Consider the following 16,078-nt stretch of genomic DNA (forward strand, 5'->3'; position numbering starts at 1 on the left):
CGAGTAACGATTCATTGCTTAAGCGATACGGTTTTCATAAAGCCAGCATAATTGCTGGCTTTATCATGTTATCTTTTACTGTGCAGGCTTCCGATCTGACGCAGCGTCAATCGCAGCTAGAGGCGATACAAAAGCAGATCAGCAGCCAACAGTCGGCGCTCAAAGATACTAGCTCGCAGCATGAAAAACTGATCAAGCTGCTAAAAAAAGATGAGCAGGCTATCGCTGACGCGGCCAAAAAGGTCAATAACACTAAGGCCTCCTTGGCGACAACCGATAAACAACTCGCAGCGCTAGAATCTCGCCGAGTCACACTCGATAAACTGAAAAAAATTCAACAGCAAACCCTATCAAATCAGTTGGCCAGCGCCTACCTTGCAGGCAATCATGATTACACCAAAATGCTACTTAATCAGCAGAGCCCTGCAACCATAGAGCGCCTGCTGGCTTACTACCAATACCTTAATAAGGCCCGCATCGACTCGATCAATAAGTTGCAGCAAACTATCACCGAATTAGACAGTGTCGAAGCAGAGCAAAAGCAGAAACAAATCCGCCTCAACCAACTGGTGCTCGAACAACAGCAGCAAGCCAAAAATCTAACTCAAGAGCAAGCTCAACGGCAACAAACGCTCAAACAACTGCAGCGTACGCTTAACTCTCATGGTGCCAAACTTGAACAGTTACAAATTGAAGAAGCCAGTTTAAAGCGCGTGGTAGAACAAGCGCTAAAGGCGATGAAAGACAGCCCTGTAATGGAAGGGTTATCACGCCAACATAAGCTCAATTGGCCCACTCAAGGCCGCATTCGTTCAGGCTTTGGTAGCCAACGTTCCGGTGAAGTTAAATGGAAAGGGGTGATCGTCGCCGCTCCTGAAGGGCAATCAGTTAGTGCTATTGCTTCAGGTAAGGTGATCTATGCCGACTGGTTACGAGGCTTTGGTATGGTGATGGTAGTCGACCATGGCAAAGGCTATATGAGCCTATATGGTCACGCCCAGACCTTACTTAAAAACGCCGGTGATGCGGTCGACAAAGGTGAAACCATTGCCCTAGTTGGACGCTCGGGTGGACAAACCGAACCTGGCCTATACTTTGAGGTAAGGCACAAAGGGCAGGCTATCGACCCAGCACTCTATTGTAAGCGCTAGGACAACAGCAACCCTTTTATAGAGGGTTGTTTATGATAAAGTTTATTCGTTACTTTGCCTGCGTTATTTTAGGATTAACACTCGGCTTATCCATCACATTATCAGGCACAGAGCACACTGCGCAGCATCACTCTAAACTTAATTATCCATTACTCATCGATATCATTAGTACCGTAGAAAGCTACTATATCGACAAGATCCCCCAAGAAACTTTAATACAGGCAGCCATTGACGGAGTGTTTAACTCTCTCGACTCTTACTCTAATTTTCTCGATGCAGAAGCCTTCTCAGACATCAGAAATGCCAATAGTGGCGAATATTTTGGCTTTGGTATCGAGATCGCTACCGAGGAGAATCAGGTCACGATTATCAGTCCATTTCCACACTCTCCAGCCGCAGCAGCAGGTATATTACCTGGCGATAAAATTGTTAAAGTCAATGATAAAGCTATCGATCCTAGCCAATTAGATAACGTGCTGCGGCAGATAAAACACCATAGCAAACACAATTTAGCGATTAACTTATCGTTACGTCGGCAAAATTCTGAAAACCTTGTCAACGTTACCCTCAAGCCTTCCCTTATTGACGTAAACTCCGTTAGCGCCACACTACTCGCTAATGATATTGGCTATATCAAACTCAGCAGCTTTCAAGATGACTCGACTCGAGATATGGTCAACCAGCTCAACCAGTGGCAAGACCTGCCCATGAAAGGGCTTATTTTAGATGTGCGTAATAACCCCGGAGGCTTACTGGACCAAGCCATAAAAATTGCCGACCTATTTTTAGCAAAAGGGCGCATAGTATCGACTCGAGGACGATTTTTTGATGCCAATAGTGACTACTTCGCCTCGCCGAAAAATATGTTTTCTAAATTGCCAATAGTGGTCCTCATCAACAAAGGATCCGCATCGGCATCAGAGATCTTAGCGGCAGCCCTGCAAGAAAACCAAAGAGCTATTTTAATCGGTGAAAAAAGCTTCGGAAAAGGCACGGTTCAAAGTCTGATCCCTACCCTAATTGATGGCCATGCAATCAAGCTCACTATCGGCCACTACACCACACCAAAAGGTAGGGATATCAACACTATTGGTATTGAACCTGATATAAATATCACTAAAGACGCTATGACTGGAATTAAAAGTATGCCTATAATCGCTGAGCTATCGCCCCATGATGATATCGCTCAAGACAGGCTGATTAATTCGGCTGTCACATGGATAAAAACAAACAGCTAAATACCATGAAATCATAGTGCGCTTATTACTTTTATTGATTGTTACTTTTATTGCTAACTCTGCAAAGGCCGCTCAAGTCGCTATCATCATTGACGATATTGGATATCGTCAAACCGATGAGGCCGTACTGTCTCTCCCTATTGGCGTTACCCTGTCAGTACTGCCTAATACTCCGCTAGGCAAAAAAATTGCCATTGCCGCCCACAATAGAGGTCATGAGATCATGCTGCACATTCCGATGCAGGCACTCAATGGTAAAAAACTCGGCCCGGGGGGATTAACAAATGACATGAATGAGCACACTTTTAAACAGACAATATCCAGTGCTTTTAACAGTATTCCCCACGTAAAAGGGGTTAATAATCATATGGGCAGCTTGCTAACCCAGATGGATAAACCCATGTTATGGCTAATGGAAAGCTTAAAACAACAAGATAATTACTTTGTTGACAGTGTGACAACCCGTTATAGCAAGGCAGCGGATAATGCCAATAAACTCGGTATTCCATTACTAAGAAGACAACTGTTTCTTGACAATGATGTCAGAGAAGAGGCATTAGAAAAACAGTTTCAACAATTAATCCAATTAGCTAATAACCAAGGTAGCGTGGTAGCGATCGCGCACCCTTACCCTGAAACGATTCGCTTTTTGCGACACAATGTAAGTAGACTGCAGCAAGAAGGCATTACTTTAGTTCCAACCTCTACACTGCTTCCTTATCGCCTAGCACAGCAACCTAAGTTGAAATCGACAGCAAGCCCTACACGATTAAGGTAGGCCAACTTAGTCTTTATTCTGCGACTTTATAACTCTAAGATAGGAATTGAAATATCAGTTAATAACCCCTTAAGCTCTTGGCGGTTACTGATAATATCGGCGAGAGTATAACGGTCTAACACCGCAAGATAAGCCTCAACCGCTTCTGCCAATACACCTTTTAATTGGCACGAGGGAGTAAAACGACAATAGGGCTTACTGCAATCTATTGGGGCCAAAGAGTTTTCTAAAATCCTCACCAACTGACCAATATTGATATCTTCAGCAGATTTCCCCAACCTAAAGCCACCACTCTTACCACGAATAGTCTGCAAATAACCCTCTTTACCTAAATGATGCACAATCTTTGATACATGATTAGGGGAGAGATCAAACACCTCTGTAATTTCAGCAATCCTGAACAGCTGCTCCCTTTCAGGAAATAGTGCTAGATACATCAAAGTGCGGATACCAAAATCTGTATAACGAGTTAACTGCATAAATAACCTTCTAGGATTGTGTCGCTGCTTCTAATGAAGTGATAAGCCAAAGGGCCTCTTCGTTTGTGTTGCCGCAGACATCTTCTGTAGCCGCAAACCGAGCACACAGCTCAGGTCGCTCAGACTGACCGAAAATTTGACAAAGATTATCATCATTGAGTTGGATACAACGCACACCAGCAGGCTTACCGTTAGGCATTCCTGGTATTGGGCTGGTTATTGAAGGCGCAATACAACATGCACCACATCCTAAACGACAATTCATACCGCATTATACCTCTATTCACGTTGCATGTTAGCCATAAAGATCACAGTGCGCTGCAGATAACATATCAAATACTAATAATACATTAACGTCCAAACGTCATATTTTTAAGCGGTTAAACGAAAAAATCCCCAACACGAAGTGCTGGGGATTTATCGATTCTCTTACGAGAAGTATTAGGCGCCTGTTATGGCCAGCTACGCTAAAGCTTCGCGCTCATATGCACATCGCTTACGCGATATTCGCCCTACTATCACATGGGTTACACCTCACTACGTTCGGACTTTTTATTTCCCCATGTTCGAGTGGTTATCTCCAGGCTAAAACGAAAAAAGCCCGTTGCATTAGCAACGGGCTTTATCGTATTAGGCGTCTGGAAATGACCTACTCTCACATGGGGAGACCCCACACTACCATCGGCGCGATTGCGTTTCACTTCTGAGTTCGGGATGGGATCAGGTGGTACCACAATGCTATGGTTTCCAGACAAATTCGGAAATTTGAAAAGCTGCTCTCAATTCTGTATTTCAAGAAGCAAGAGATATTAAATTTGAGTCACACTAAATCAAGTGTCGGTATTCTTTCGCTAAGTATTCACTTAGTTAGAAACCCTTTTGGGTTGTATGGTTAAGCCTCACGGGTCATTAGTACAAGTTAGCTCAACGCCTCACAACGCTTACACACCTTGCCTATCAACGTAGTAGTCTCCTACGGCCCTTTAGAGGACTTAAAGTCCTAGGGATGACTCATCTTAGGGCTCGCTTCCCGCTTAGATGCTTTCAGCGGTTATCGATTCCGAACGTAGCTACCGGGCAATGCCATTGGCATGACAACCCGAACACCAGCGGTTCGTCCACTCCGGTCCTCTCGTACTAGGAGCAGCTCCCTTCAATCATCCAACGCCCACGGCAGATAGGGACCGAACTGTCTCACGACGTTCTGAACCCAGCTCGCGTACCACTTTAAATGGCGAACAGCCATACCCTTGGGACCGACTTCAGCCCCAGGATGTGATGAGCCGACATCGAGGTGCCAAACACCGCCGTCGATATGAACTCTTGGGCGGTATCAGCCTGTTATCCCCGGAGTACCTTTTATCCGTTGAGCGATGGCCCTTCCATTCAGAACCACCGGATCACTATGACCTGCTTTCGCACCTGCTCGACGTGTATGTCTCGCAGTTAAGCTGGCTTATGCCATTGCACTAACCGTACGATGTCCGACCGTACTTAGCCAACCTTCGTGCTCCTCCGTTACTCTTTGGGAGGAGACCGCCCCAGTCAAACTACCCACCAGGCACTGTCCTCAACCCCGATTCAGGGGCCAGAGTTAGAACATCAACACTACAAGGGTGGTATTTCAAGGTTGACTCCACAAGAACTGGCGTTCCTGCTTCAAAGTCTCCCACCTATCCTACACATGTAGGGTCAATGTTCAGTGCCAAGCTATAGTAAAGGTTCACGGGGTCTTTCCGTCTAGCCGCGGGTATACGGCATCTTCACCGCAATTTCAACTTCACTGAGTCTCGGCTGGAGACAGCGTGGCCATCATTACGCCATTCGTGCAGGTCGGAACTTACCCGACAAGGAATTTCGCTACCTTAGGACCGTTATAGTTACGGCCGCCGTTTACCGGGGCTTCGATCATGAGCTTCTCCGAAGATAACCCAATCAATTAACCTTCCGGCACCGGGCAGGCGTCACACCGTATACTTCCTCTTGCGAGTTTGCACAGTGCTGTGTTTTTGATAAACAGTTGCAGCCACCTGGTATCTGCGACTCCCGTCAGCTTAGAGAGCAAGTCTCATCACCAACAGGAGCGTACCTTCTCCCGAAGTTACGGTACCATTTTGCCTAGTTCCTTCAGCCGAGTTCTCTCAAGCGCCTTGGTATTCTCTACCCAACCACCTGTGTCGGTTTGGGGTACGATTCCTGCTAACCTGAAGCTTAGAAGATTTTCCTGGAAGCATGGCATCAACTACTTCAGTTCCGTAGAACCTCGTCGTCAACTCTCAGTGTATGTGCACCCGGATTTGCCTAAGTGCACCACCTACAGCCTTAAACGCGGACAACCAACGCCGCGCTAGCCTAGCCTTCTCCGTCTCTCCATCGCAGTTAGCAGAAGTACAGGAATATTAACCTGTTTCCCATCGACTACGCCTTTCGGCCTCGCCTTAGGGGTCGACTCACCCTGCCCTGATTAACATTGGACAGGAACCCTTGGTCTTTCGGCGAGGGGGTTTTTCACCCCCTTTATCGTTACTCATGTCAGCATTCGCACTTCTGATACCTCCAGCGTGGGTTACCCCTTCACCTTCAACGGCTTACAGAACGCTCCTCTACCGCACTAGCGCAAGCGCTAGTACCCATAGCTTCGGTGTATTGCTTAGCCCCGTTAAATCTTCCGCGCAGGCCGACTCGACTAGTGAGCTATTACGCTTTCTTTAAATGATGGCTGCTTCTAAGCCAACATCCTAGCTGTCTAAGCCTTCCCACATCGTTTCCCACTTAGCAATAACTTTGGGACCTTAGCTGATGGTCTGGGTTGTTTCCCTTTTCACGACGGACGTTAGCACCCGCCGTGTGTCTCCCGAGTAGTACTCATTGGTATTCGGAGTTTGCAAAGGGTTGGTAAGTCGGGATGACCCCCTAGCCTTAACAGTGCTCTACCCCCAATGGTATTCGCTCGAGGCGCTACCTAAATAGCTTTCGAGGAGAACCAGATATCTCCCGGTTTGATTGGCCTTTCACCCCCAGCCACAAGTCATCACCGCATTTTTCAACATACGTGTGTTCGGTCCTCCAGTTGATGTTACTCAACCTTCAACCTGCCCATGGCTAGATCACCGGGTTTCGGGTCTACACCTTGCAACTAAACGCGCAGTTAACACTCGGTTTCCCTACGGCTCCGCTATTCGCTTAACCTCGCTACAAAATGTAAGTCGCTGACCCATTATACAAAAGGTACGCAGTCACGGTCTCAAGAACCGCTCCCACTGCTTGTACGTATACGGTTTCAGGTTCTATTTCACTCCCCTCACAGGGGTTCTTTTCGCCTTTCCCTCACGGTACTGGTTCACTATCGGTCAGTCAGGAGTATTTAGCCTTGGAGGATGGTCCCCCCATGTTCAGACAAGATGTCACGTGTCCCGTCCTACTCGTTTTCACGTAAAGTTAGTTTTCATGTACGGGGCTATCACCCTGTGCCGCTGTGCTTTCCAACACATTCCACTAACACCCTCTACGCTTAAGGGCTAATCCCCGTTCGCTCGCCGCTACTAGGGGAATCTCGGTTGATTTCTTTTCCTCCGGGTACTTAGATGTTTCAGTTCCCCGGGTTCGCCTCACAACACTATGTATTCATGTTGTGATACATGCTTATGCATGTGGGTTTCCCCATTCGGACATCGTTAGCTCAAATGCTTGTTACTAGCTCGCCAACGCTTTTCGCAAGTTACTACGTCCTTCATCGCCTCTGACTGCCAAGGCATCCACCGTATACGCTTAGTCACTTAACCATACAACCCAAATGAGTTTCACAAGGAAACAAACTTTATCAAGCGGGTAAGCTTGATGTTGTATCGCAACTAATGGTGTTTACTTTCGCCAAAAGAATACTCATGAATCATCATTACAATGATTCGGCACTTGATTTAAGTGTTTGAGAACTCAATTTTAATTTTCGCGTCAATGCTACAAATAATCACGTACAAGTACGTCACTATCCCTTTCACATTAACACTATCAGCTTTCCAAATTTTTAAAGAACAAGCATCGCCGTTAAGACGTGCCACCTGCTCTAACAAGAACAAGTTATCTGTGTGAACACTCAACAAACATTAAGTTAGTCGTATAGGTAAGGAGGTGATCCAGCCCCAGGTTCCCCTAGGGCTACCTTGTTACGACTTCACCCCAGTCATGAACCACACCGTGGTAAACGCCCTCCCCGAAAGGTTAAGCTATCTACTTCTGGTGCAGCCCACTCCCATGGTGTGACGGGCGGTGTGTACAAGGCCCGGGAACGTATTCACCGTGGCATTCTGATCCACGATTACTAGCGATTCCGACTTCATGGAGTCGAGTTGCAGACTCCAATCCGGACTACGACAAGCTTTGTGAGATTAGCTCCACCTCGCGGCTTTGCAACCCTCTGTACTTGCCATTGTAGCACGTGTGTAGCCCTACTCGTAAGGGCCATGATGACTTGACGTCGTCCCCACCTTCCTCCGGTTTATCACCGGCAGTCTCCCTAAAGTTCCCACCATTACGTGCTGGCAAATAAGGATAAGGGTTGCGCTCGTTGCGGGACTTAACCCAACATTTCACAACACGAGCTGACGACAGCCATGCAGCACCTGTCTCAGAGTTCCCGAAGGCACTAAGCTATCTCTAGCGAATTCTCTGGATGTCAAGAGTAGGTAAGGTTCTTCGCGTTGCATCGAATTAAACCACATGCTCCACCGCTTGTGCGGGCCCCCGTCAATTCATTTGAGTTTTAACCTTGCGGCCGTACTCCCCAGGCGGTCTACTTAATGCGTTAGCTTGGGAGCCCAGTGCTCAAGGCACCAAACTCCGAGTAGACATCGTTTACGGCGTGGACTACCAGGGTATCTAATCCTGTTTGCTCCCCACGCTTTCGTACCTGAGCGTCAGTCTTTGTCCAGGGGGCCGCCTTCGCCACCGGTATTCCTTCAGATCTCTACGCATTTCACCGCTACACCTGAAATTCTACCCCCCTCTACAAGACTCTAGTCTGCCAGTTCGAAATGCAATTCCCAGGTTGAGCCCGGGGCTTTCACATCTCGCTTAACAAACCGCCTGCGTACGCTTTACGCCCAGTAATTCCGATTAACGCTTGGACCCCTCGTATTACCGCGGCTGCTGGCACGAAGTTAGCCGGTCCTTCTTCTGCGAGTAACGTCACACCTAAACGCTATTAACGCTTAAGCTTTCCTCCTCGCTGAAAGTGCTTTACAACCCGAAGGCCTTCTTCACACACGCGGCATGGCTGCATCAGGCTTGCGCCCATTGTGCAATATTCCCCACTGCTGCCTCCCGTAGGAGTCTGGGCCGTGTCTCAGTCCCAGTGTGGCTGATCATCCTCTCAGAACAGCTAGGGATCGTCGCCTTGGTGAGCCATTACCTCACCAACTAGCTAATCCCACCTAGGTACATCCAATCGCAGAAGGCCCGAAGGTCCCCTCTTTTCCCCCGTAGGGCGTATGCGGTATTAGCAGTCGTTTCCAACTGTTATCCCCCTCGACTGGGCAGTTCCCTAGGCATTACTCACCCGTCCGCCGCTCGTCAGCAAATTAGCAAGCTAATTCCTGTTACCGCTCGACTTGCATGTGTTAGGCCTGCCGCCAGCGTTCAATCTGAGCCATGATCAAACTCTTCAATTAAAGTTTTGTTGAATCTTGCGATTCGGCTCAATGAATTCTGATTCCGTTTAAAAGACTCGGAAGAATCTTAAAAACGTTTGTACATATTGCTATGAACACTCATCGTTACATTGATTTAATTCTTTGATTGCCAACCCGAAGGTTAGGCAATTTCGATTAACTCAACACCTGTGAGTGTCCACACAGATTTCTTGTTTTATCTTGTTAAAGAGCGTTGCTAGCATGAGAGAATCAATCTTTCATTTAGCCGCCGTTGACGCTAGGTCGTTGGCTTAGGGATGCGTATTCTACACGCCCCGTTGTTGGCGTCAAGTGCTTATTTTAAGAAGTTTTCCAAGCGATGCTTTCTTAAACAGAAGTCATCAATCGAAGCCCTTAAAAGCGCTTATCACCTGAGTTAATCTCCGAAGAGTTCAACTCCTAACACCGCTGCAAGTCCCGTACTACCTAGGTAGTTGGCCTGCTGTGCCGTGTCAGTGGATGCGCATTATAGGCAGTTCTCGGATGGGCGCAAGCGCTTTTTGAAAGAAAGTAACACTTTTACTATTGAGTGAATACTTATCAAACGATACGTATAAAAAAGGGGCTAGTTAGCCCCTTTCTTGTTTGTGTTCGTACACTTGTTGGCGGTTATTGGCCGAAGAATCGCGATTCTTGTGTAGCCTCTACCTTTTCACCATCTAAGATGGTCGTCACTTTAAAGTCGATTTTTATCATGGGGCGCGAAAGCTCAACAGGATCGACCGCAATACTGACTGGCAGAGTTAACACTTCGCCACCATTAATGGTGACCGTTTGCGGGCCATACCATTTGTAATTGGGTAATCCTTCTACGCCCAACTGGTACTCATGCGGCGCTTCGGTCTTATTGAGTATCTTTAATGTGAAGGTGTTTTCAATTAATCCTTGGTTGTTGACTCTAAATAGCTGATTACGATCGCGGATAATATCAACACGAACAGGGGCAATGGTGGCACTGGCATAGACAAAGATAACGATCATGATGGCTAACACCGCACCGTAACCGACCAGCTTTGGTCTTAACACTTTCTCTTTTATCCCATCGAGTTTGTTTTCGGTGGTGTAAGCGATCAAGCCTTTTTGATATCCCATACGCTCCATGGTGTTATCGCAAGCATCAATACATGCTCCGCAGTTAATACATTCATATTGTAAACCGTTACGGATATCGATACCTGTCGGGCACACTTGAACGCATAAGTCACAATCGATGCAATCACCTAAACCTAGCTCTTTAGGGTCAGCTTTACGCGAGCGAGGACCTCGGGCTTCACCCCGTTTAGTGTCATAACCAACGATGTAGGTGTTCTTATCGAACATGGCCGATTGAAAACGAGCGTAGGGACACATGTGGGTACACATGATTTCGCGCATCCAACCAGCATTGCCATAAGTCGCTAAGGTAAAAAGCATGACCCAGAAGTAAACCCCGCCAGACGCGGTGCCACTGAATACCTCGGCATACACTTCTGTGCTAGGAACAAAATAGGAGACAAAAGTCATGGCTGTTAACAGGGACACTAGCAACCAAGCGAGGTGCTTTGCGGTTTTACGCCATACCTTATTAAGGCTCCATGGCATTTGGTCAAGCTTAATGCGCTTGTTGCGTGCACCTTCAAGCTTTTCTTCAAACCAAATAAAGATAAAGGTCCATACCGTTTGTGGGCAGGTATAGCCACACCAGACTCGACCAAGATAGGTGGTCACAAAAAACAACCCAAAAGCGGCTATCATTAATAGTGCAGCTAAAAGGGTTAAATCTTGCGGCCAAATGGTCAACCCAAAGATGTGAAACTTCTGCTCACCTAGGTTAAACCATACCGCTTGCCTATTACCCCATGGGATCCAAGGTAATATAAGGAAGAACAATATTGCGACCCAACCTAGACGGCGGCGCAGCTGGGTCCAAAACCCTTGTATTGCTCTGACATAAATACGATTGCGGGGATTGAAGCGGTCGGACTTATTTACATCAGGCTGGTGAATTTTGATCCGCTCAACCTTCGAATAGTCCTTTTTATTTGATTCTGCGTTCATATTTAACAGCCTTACAGCTTTAATATTCCATGAAAACTGGCTTATTATACCTTTTCTATCACAAATTGTTCATCATGGTTGGAGAAATAATGAGAGGCTGGATTATTTTAGGCGCAGGTGCAGGGCTACTCTATTACCTTGCAACCGAAACCAATAAGCTCGATGAGCCAATGGCTCAAGCCGATGCGCTTATGCAAAAAGCTGAGCGAAAACTCGACTCAATGACAGGCACGAAAATTATTAAAGTCGATAATCATTTATCTCAACTAAAAGCTGAAATCGCGAACCGACTCAACAAGGCGGAACAGGCCGCGTTAGAGGGTATTTTCGAATCAGAGCAATCTGTCATGGCCTATAAAGCACAATACTGCGGTGATAACGCCAGTCGTTTTACGATATTAAGCCGCGACAACCAATTATTCATATGCGATAAATTACGATAATTTCCCATTAGCGCCGATATCAATGCCGCGCCCAGCGCACGGTTTTTATATCCATAATTGACCTCTATAACGATTGAGCCTAGCCTTGGGCGACTCGTCTCAATTGACAATACAGACACAAGGTAATCCATATGACAGACCAAGTTTCCGATATTTTTGACTCAAGCCTTTGGGAGCAAGTCAGCGGATTTGCATTTGAAGATATCACGTATCACAGGGCTAAAGAGCAAGGCACGGTACGTATTGCTATCAATCGCCCTGATTGCCTTAACTCATTTCGCCCTAAAACCGTTGATGAACTCTATACCGCCTTAGATCATGCGCGCCAATGGTCTGATGTTGGCTGCGTACTATTAACCGGTAACGGCCCATCGGCTAAAGGGCAGTACTCTTTTTGTGCTGGCGGCGATCAACGCATTCGTGGCAAAGATGGCTACAAATACGAAGGTGCAGAAGAGGGTAAGCCCGATATCGCTCGCATGGGACGGTTGCATATATTAGAAGTGCAACGGCTTATCCGCTTTATGCCCAAAGTGGTGATTGCGGTCGTCCCAGGTTGGGCGGTGGGCGGTGGTCATAGCCTACACGTGGTATGTGACCTCACTCTCGCCTCGAAGGAACACGCCATATTCAAGCAAACGGATCCCGATGTGGGCAGTTTCGATTCAGGTTACGGTAGCGCCTATCTTGCTAAAATGATTGGTCAAAAACGTGCCCGTGAAATTTTCTTCTTAGGTTTTAATTACAGTGCCGATGAAGCGTTCGATATGGGCATGGTCAATCGCTCAGTGCCCCATGCAGAGCTGGAAATCGAAGCATTAAATTGGGGCAAAGAGATCAACTCGAAATCACCCACCGCCATGCGCATGCTTAAATACGGCTTTAACTTGCCCGATGATGGACTCGTCGGCCAACAACTGTTTGCCGGTGAAGCGACTCGCTTAGCCTACGGCACCGATGAAGCCATAGAAGGCAGAGATGCCTTTTTAGAGAAGCGTGAGCAAGATTTTTCTAAATTCCCTTGGCACTATTAACCACGAATAGGCTCACCTACTAAGCAAGCCGCATCACTGCGGCTTGCTTATATTGATAACTCGCATATACCTGCGGTCAATCTAAAAACTCTTTTAGCCCTATCGACATTAACCTCTTTAGAACTCAAATGATAACGAATATCATTTATCTTAATTAAAGAGGAGTTTCATCATGGCTAAGACATTCACTTTTGCAATACTGCACTTTAGCGTTGCCTTTACGATTACTTACCTATTAACGGGTAGCTTAGTTATTGGTGGCGCGGTAGCCCTTATTGAGCCAGCGGTTAACACTGTGGTGTTTTATTTTCATGATAAGGTATGGAGACGAATAGAAAATCGTCGTGCAATGCCATTAGGCCTAAGTAGTTACTGTCCTTCCTAGCATATACTGTACCAAATCACAGTCATGAACCAACCCGCCTCATTGTATGAATAAAAGCAAAAGCCTCCCAAAAGGAGGCTTTTGCTATCGGTTAACCAATCACTATCGTGAATCGATTTTATTACTCAACCGTGACCGACTTTGCCAGGTTACGTGGCTGATCCACATCGGTGCCTTTAATCAGTGCCACATGATATGACAGCAACTGCAACGGAATGGTGTAGATCAGTGGCGCCATAAACTCATCACAATGAGGAATAGGGATCACCTTCATGGTGTCGTCTGACTCAAATTCAGCATCTTTGTCGGCGAACACATACATTAAGCCACCACGAGCACGCACTTCTTCCACGTTTGACTTAAGCTTTTCCAGTAACTCGTTATTAGGTGCCACCACTATCACAGGCATATCGGCATCGATAAGCGCTAGCGGGCCATGCTTAAGCTCACCCGAGGCATAAGCTTCGGCATGAATATAAGAGATCTCTTTTAGCTTTAGCGCCCCTTCCATCGCGATGGGATACTGATCGCCACGACCTAAAAAGAGTGCGTGATGCTTGTCGGCAAAGTCTTCCGCCAGTTCGGCAATGGCATCATCTAAGCCCAGTGCTTGCTCCACTTTGGCAGGCATAGATTGTAGGCTCTGGGTGATTTTTGCCTGCATCTCGTCAGACATCCCATTATGACGACCAATCACGGCCGTTAACATCAGCAATCCGGCTAACTGCACGGTAAAGGCTTTGGTTGACGCAACGCCAATTTCGGCGCCCGCTTTCATCATGTAAGCCATATCTGATTCACGCACCAAAGATGAACCCGGCGCGTTACAGATGGTCATGGTGGCTTTATAACCCATCTCTTTAGCCAAGCGCAGTGCAGCAAGCGTATCGGCCGTTTCACCCGATTGAGAGATAGTCACTAACAAGCTATTGGGGAACAGGTGAGACTTACGGTAACGGAACTCAGAGGCGATTTCGACGTTGCATGACACCCCCGCCCAATCTTCAAGCCAATAACGCGCCGCCATGCCGGCGTGATAACTGGTACCACAGGCGATGATCTGCACGTGTTTAATGTCTTTTAAAAACTCTGCAGCATTGTCGCCAAACGCCGAGTCCAATACCTGACCACCAGCAATACGGCCTTCTAAGGTATGGGCAATCGCACGTGGCTGCTCATAGATCTCTTTGAGCATGTAGTGACGGTATTCGCCTTTATCACCCGCATCATGAGTCACTTCAGACTCTTTCACTTCGCGCTCAACAGGATTACCGTCAATATCGAAAATTGAGACTTGGCGTCGAGTCACTTCGGCCACATCGCCTTCTTCTAAGAAAGCAAAAGAGCGGGTCACAGGTAACAGTGCTAGCTGATCGGAGGCAACAAAGTTTTCGCCTAAGCCATAGCCTATCACCAACGGACTACCAGAACGCGCCACGATCATGCGCTCAGAATCACGACGGTCAATCACCACAGTGCCGTAAGCACCTTCTAGCTGTTTTACCGTTGCCTGTACCGCTGCCAATAAGGTGTCGTGCGACTTAAGCTCGTGATGCACCAAGTGACAAATCACTTCGGTATCGGTATCAGAGGTAAATACGTAGCCTAAGCCTTTTAGCATTTCACGCAGTTTATTGTGGTTTTCGATAATGCCGTTATGCACCACGGCAATGTCGCCAGATGATTGATGTGGATGGGCATTACGCTCACTTGGCTCACCATGGGTTGCCCAGCGAGTGTGGGCGATACCTGTGCCGCCCGCTAATGGCGTTTGCTCTAACGCACTAGAGAGCTCCTGTACTTTACCCACGCGGCGCGTACTCTTGAGCTCGCCATTGTGGATAACCGCCACACCGGCTGAGTCATAACCGCGGTATTCGAGACGACGTAATCCCTCGACCAAAATTTCTGCAACATCCCGTTGCGCTACTGCGCCAACAATTCCACACATAATGTTTTCCTACACGCTAATCTTAAGGTTTAAAAATAAAAGCTAGTTTGAGTAAGGGGCTAAGATCACTTCAACGCCTTGCTCGGTAATTTTTTTAACCACCGCGGTATCAATGCGGTCGTCTGTCACCAGCACGCTTATCTGTTGCCATGCCAGCTCTAAATTCGGTATTCGTTTGCCAATTTTATCTGAATCAACCATCACGATAACGTCGCGCGAGACTTCGGCCATCACTTTGCTCAGGCCCGTCAATTCATTAAAAGTGGTGGTACCACGCTCGAGATCGATGCCGTCAGCGCCGATAAACAGTTGGTCAAAGTTATATGAACGTAATACCTGTTCGGCAACTTGTCCTTGAAAGGATTCAGAGTGCGGGTCCCAGGTGCCACCGGTCATCAATAATGTCGGTTCGTTTTCCAACTCATGTATGGCATTGGCCAATTGCAGCGCATTGGTCATCACCACTAAGCCACGCTTATCATTAAGCTGCTGCACTAAACCAGAGGTCGTACTGCCACTGTCAATAATGATGCGGTTATGATCTTTAATTAATTTAGCCGCTGCCGCGGCAATGGCTAATTTATTGGGTGCAACCTTGGCACTAAAATGCAAAGTAACTTCATCGGGAATGGCAACCGCGCCACCGTAACGGCGCAGTAAAAGACCAGTTTTTTCTAAAGCGGCTAAATCTTTACGAATGGTAACTTCAGAGGTATCGAAACGTAACGATAACTCATCAACGCTCACTTCACCTTGCTCATTGAGGATGGCGATAATGCTATGTCGACGCTGTTGAGTGTTGCGTTTATTCATAAAAGTGGCTGCTAAGTTTCGTTTCGAAAGCCGATTATAATGAAACGAAACTTTTTTGCCAGACTTGAAGCTTAAAAAATGG

The 16,078-nt window shown here is 47.0% G+C and carries 11 protein-coding genes and 3 rRNA genes; 6 read left to right on the forward strand and 8 right to left on the reverse strand.

Annotated elements, in window-relative coordinates:
- Positions 1–65: 65 nt before the first annotated feature.
- The 3 genes from AC5YBZ_RS17575 to AC5YBZ_RS17585 are packed head-to-tail and all read left to right on the forward strand — an operon-like array spanning position 66 to position 3,167.
- Positions 66–1,151 (forward strand): murein hydrolase activator EnvC family protein, encoded by a 1,086-nt coding sequence (locus AC5YBZ_RS17575; protein WP_494520464.1) that lies wholly within the window; start codon positions 66–68, stop codon positions 1,149–1,151.
- 32 nt (positions 1,152–1,183) lie between these two features.
- The gene (locus AC5YBZ_RS17580; RefSeq protein WP_494520463.1) at positions 1,184–2,389 is read left to right on the forward strand and encodes a S41 family peptidase; all 1,206 of its coding nucleotides are present in this window, start codon (positions 1,184–1,186) and stop codon (positions 2,387–2,389) included.
- A gap of 16 nt (positions 2,390–2,405) precedes the next feature.
- Positions 2,406–3,167, forward strand: a complete 762-nt coding sequence (locus tag AC5YBZ_RS17585; RefSeq protein WP_494520462.1) for a divergent polysaccharide deacetylase family protein — start codon at positions 2,406–2,408, stop codon at positions 3,165–3,167.
- Between the two features lie 26 nt (positions 3,168–3,193).
- Here AC5YBZ_RS17585 and AC5YBZ_RS17590 read toward each other — a convergent pair whose 3' ends face one another.
- The 6 genes from AC5YBZ_RS17590 to ccoG all read right to left on the reverse strand — a co-directional run bounded on the left by AC5YBZ_RS17590 (position 3,194) and on the right by ccoG (position 11,370).
- Positions 3,194–3,646 carry an Rrf2 family transcriptional regulator gene (locus tag AC5YBZ_RS17590; RefSeq protein ID WP_494520461.1) on the reverse strand — a complete coding sequence of 151 codons (453 nt, stop codon included), beginning with the start codon at positions 3,644–3,646 and terminating at the stop codon, positions 3,194–3,196.
- Positions 3,647–3,656: 10 nt separating this feature from the next.
- Entirely contained in the window at positions 3,657–3,911 is a 255-nt protein-coding gene (locus tag AC5YBZ_RS17595; protein WP_494520460.1) for a YkgJ family cysteine cluster protein, read from the reverse strand.
- A 371-nt stretch (positions 3,912–4,282) separates the two neighbouring features.
- Positions 4,283–4,398, reverse strand: a 5S ribosomal RNA gene (gene rrf / locus AC5YBZ_RS17600).
- Between the two features lie 136 nt (positions 4,399–4,534).
- Positions 4,535–7,428 (reverse strand): 23S ribosomal RNA (locus AC5YBZ_RS17605).
- A 339-nt stretch (positions 7,429–7,767) separates the two neighbouring features.
- A 16S ribosomal RNA gene (locus AC5YBZ_RS17610) occupies positions 7,768–9,312 on the reverse strand.
- The 16S, 23S and 5S rRNA genes sit together here, the layout of an rRNA operon.
- A 630-nt stretch (positions 9,313–9,942) precedes the next feature.
- On the reverse strand, positions 9,943–11,370 hold the full coding sequence (ccoG, locus tag AC5YBZ_RS17615) for a cytochrome c oxidase accessory protein CcoG (protein WP_494543278.1): 1,428 nt from the start codon (positions 11,368–11,370) through the stop codon (positions 9,943–9,945).
- Positions 11,371–11,459: 89 nt separating this feature from the next.
- Between ccoG and AC5YBZ_RS17620 the strand changes: the two genes are divergently transcribed.
- From AC5YBZ_RS17620 to AC5YBZ_RS17630, 3 genes are all read left to right on the forward strand, one after another.
- Positions 11,460–11,813 carry a hypothetical protein gene (locus AC5YBZ_RS17620; RefSeq protein WP_494520458.1) on the forward strand — a complete coding sequence of 118 codons (354 nt, stop codon included), beginning with the start codon at positions 11,460–11,462 and terminating at the stop codon, positions 11,811–11,813.
- Between the two features lie 131 nt (positions 11,814–11,944).
- Positions 11,945–12,847, forward strand: coding sequence for a 1,4-dihydroxy-2-naphthoyl-CoA synthase (locus AC5YBZ_RS17625; protein WP_494520457.1), 903 nt, complete (start codon positions 11,945–11,947; stop codon positions 12,845–12,847).
- Positions 12,848–13,019: 172 nt separating this feature from the next.
- Entirely contained in the window at positions 13,020–13,232 is a 213-nt protein-coding gene (locus AC5YBZ_RS17630) for a DUF2061 domain-containing protein (RefSeq protein WP_494520456.1), read from the forward strand.
- Positions 13,233–13,353: 121 nt separating this feature from the next.
- Here AC5YBZ_RS17630 and glmS read toward each other — a convergent pair whose 3' ends face one another.
- Both glmS and AC5YBZ_RS17640 read right to left on the reverse strand, forming a co-directional pair.
- Positions 13,354–15,183: a glutamine--fructose-6-phosphate transaminase (isomerizing) gene (gene glmS / locus AC5YBZ_RS17635; protein ID WP_475515374.1), complete on the reverse strand. Its 1,830-nt coding sequence runs from the start codon at positions 15,181–15,183 to the stop codon at positions 13,354–13,356.
- A gap of 42 nt (positions 15,184–15,225) precedes the next feature.
- A complete protein-coding gene (locus AC5YBZ_RS17640; protein WP_494520455.1) occupies positions 15,226–15,996 on the reverse strand; it encodes a DeoR/GlpR family DNA-binding transcription regulator in 771 nt (256 codons plus the stop codon).
- Positions 15,997–16,078 lie beyond the last annotated feature (82 nt).

The sequence above is a fragment of the Shewanella sp. 553 genome, from assembly GCF_059338375.1.

Excerpts from the sequence above, each read along its gene's own strand:
- AC5YBZ_RS17575 (WP_494520464.1), top strand. The coding sequence starts at position 66 with ATGTTATCTTTTACTGTGCAGGCTTCCGATCTGACGCAGCGTCAATCG.
- AC5YBZ_RS17580 (WP_494520463.1), top strand. The coding sequence starts at position 1,184 with ATGATAAAGTTTATTCGTTACTTTGCCTGCGTTATTTTAGGATTAACA.
- AC5YBZ_RS17590 (WP_494520461.1), bottom strand. The coding sequence starts at position 3,646 with ATGCAGTTAACTCGTTATACAGATTTTGGTATCCGCACTTTGATGTAT.
- AC5YBZ_RS17595 (WP_494520460.1), bottom strand. The coding sequence starts at position 3,911 with ATGAATTGTCGTTTAGGATGTGGTGCATGTTGTATTGCGCCTTCAATA.
- ccoG (WP_494543278.1), bottom strand. The coding sequence starts at position 11,370 with ATGAACGCAGAATCAAATAAAAAGGACTATTCGAAGGTTGAGCGGATC.
- AC5YBZ_RS17620 (WP_494520458.1), top strand. The coding sequence starts at position 11,460 with ATGAGAGGCTGGATTATTTTAGGCGCAGGTGCAGGGCTACTCTATTAC.
- AC5YBZ_RS17625 (WP_494520457.1), top strand. The coding sequence starts at position 11,945 with ATGACAGACCAAGTTTCCGATATTTTTGACTCAAGCCTTTGGGAGCAA.
- AC5YBZ_RS17630 (WP_494520456.1), top strand. The coding sequence starts at position 13,020 with ATGGCTAAGACATTCACTTTTGCAATACTGCACTTTAGCGTTGCCTTT.
- glmS (WP_475515374.1), bottom strand. The coding sequence starts at position 15,183 with ATGTGTGGAATTGTTGGCGCAGTAGCGCAACGGGATGTTGCAGAAATT.
- AC5YBZ_RS17640 (WP_494520455.1), bottom strand. The coding sequence starts at position 15,996 with ATGAATAAACGCAACACTCAACAGCGTCGACATAGCATTATCGCCATC.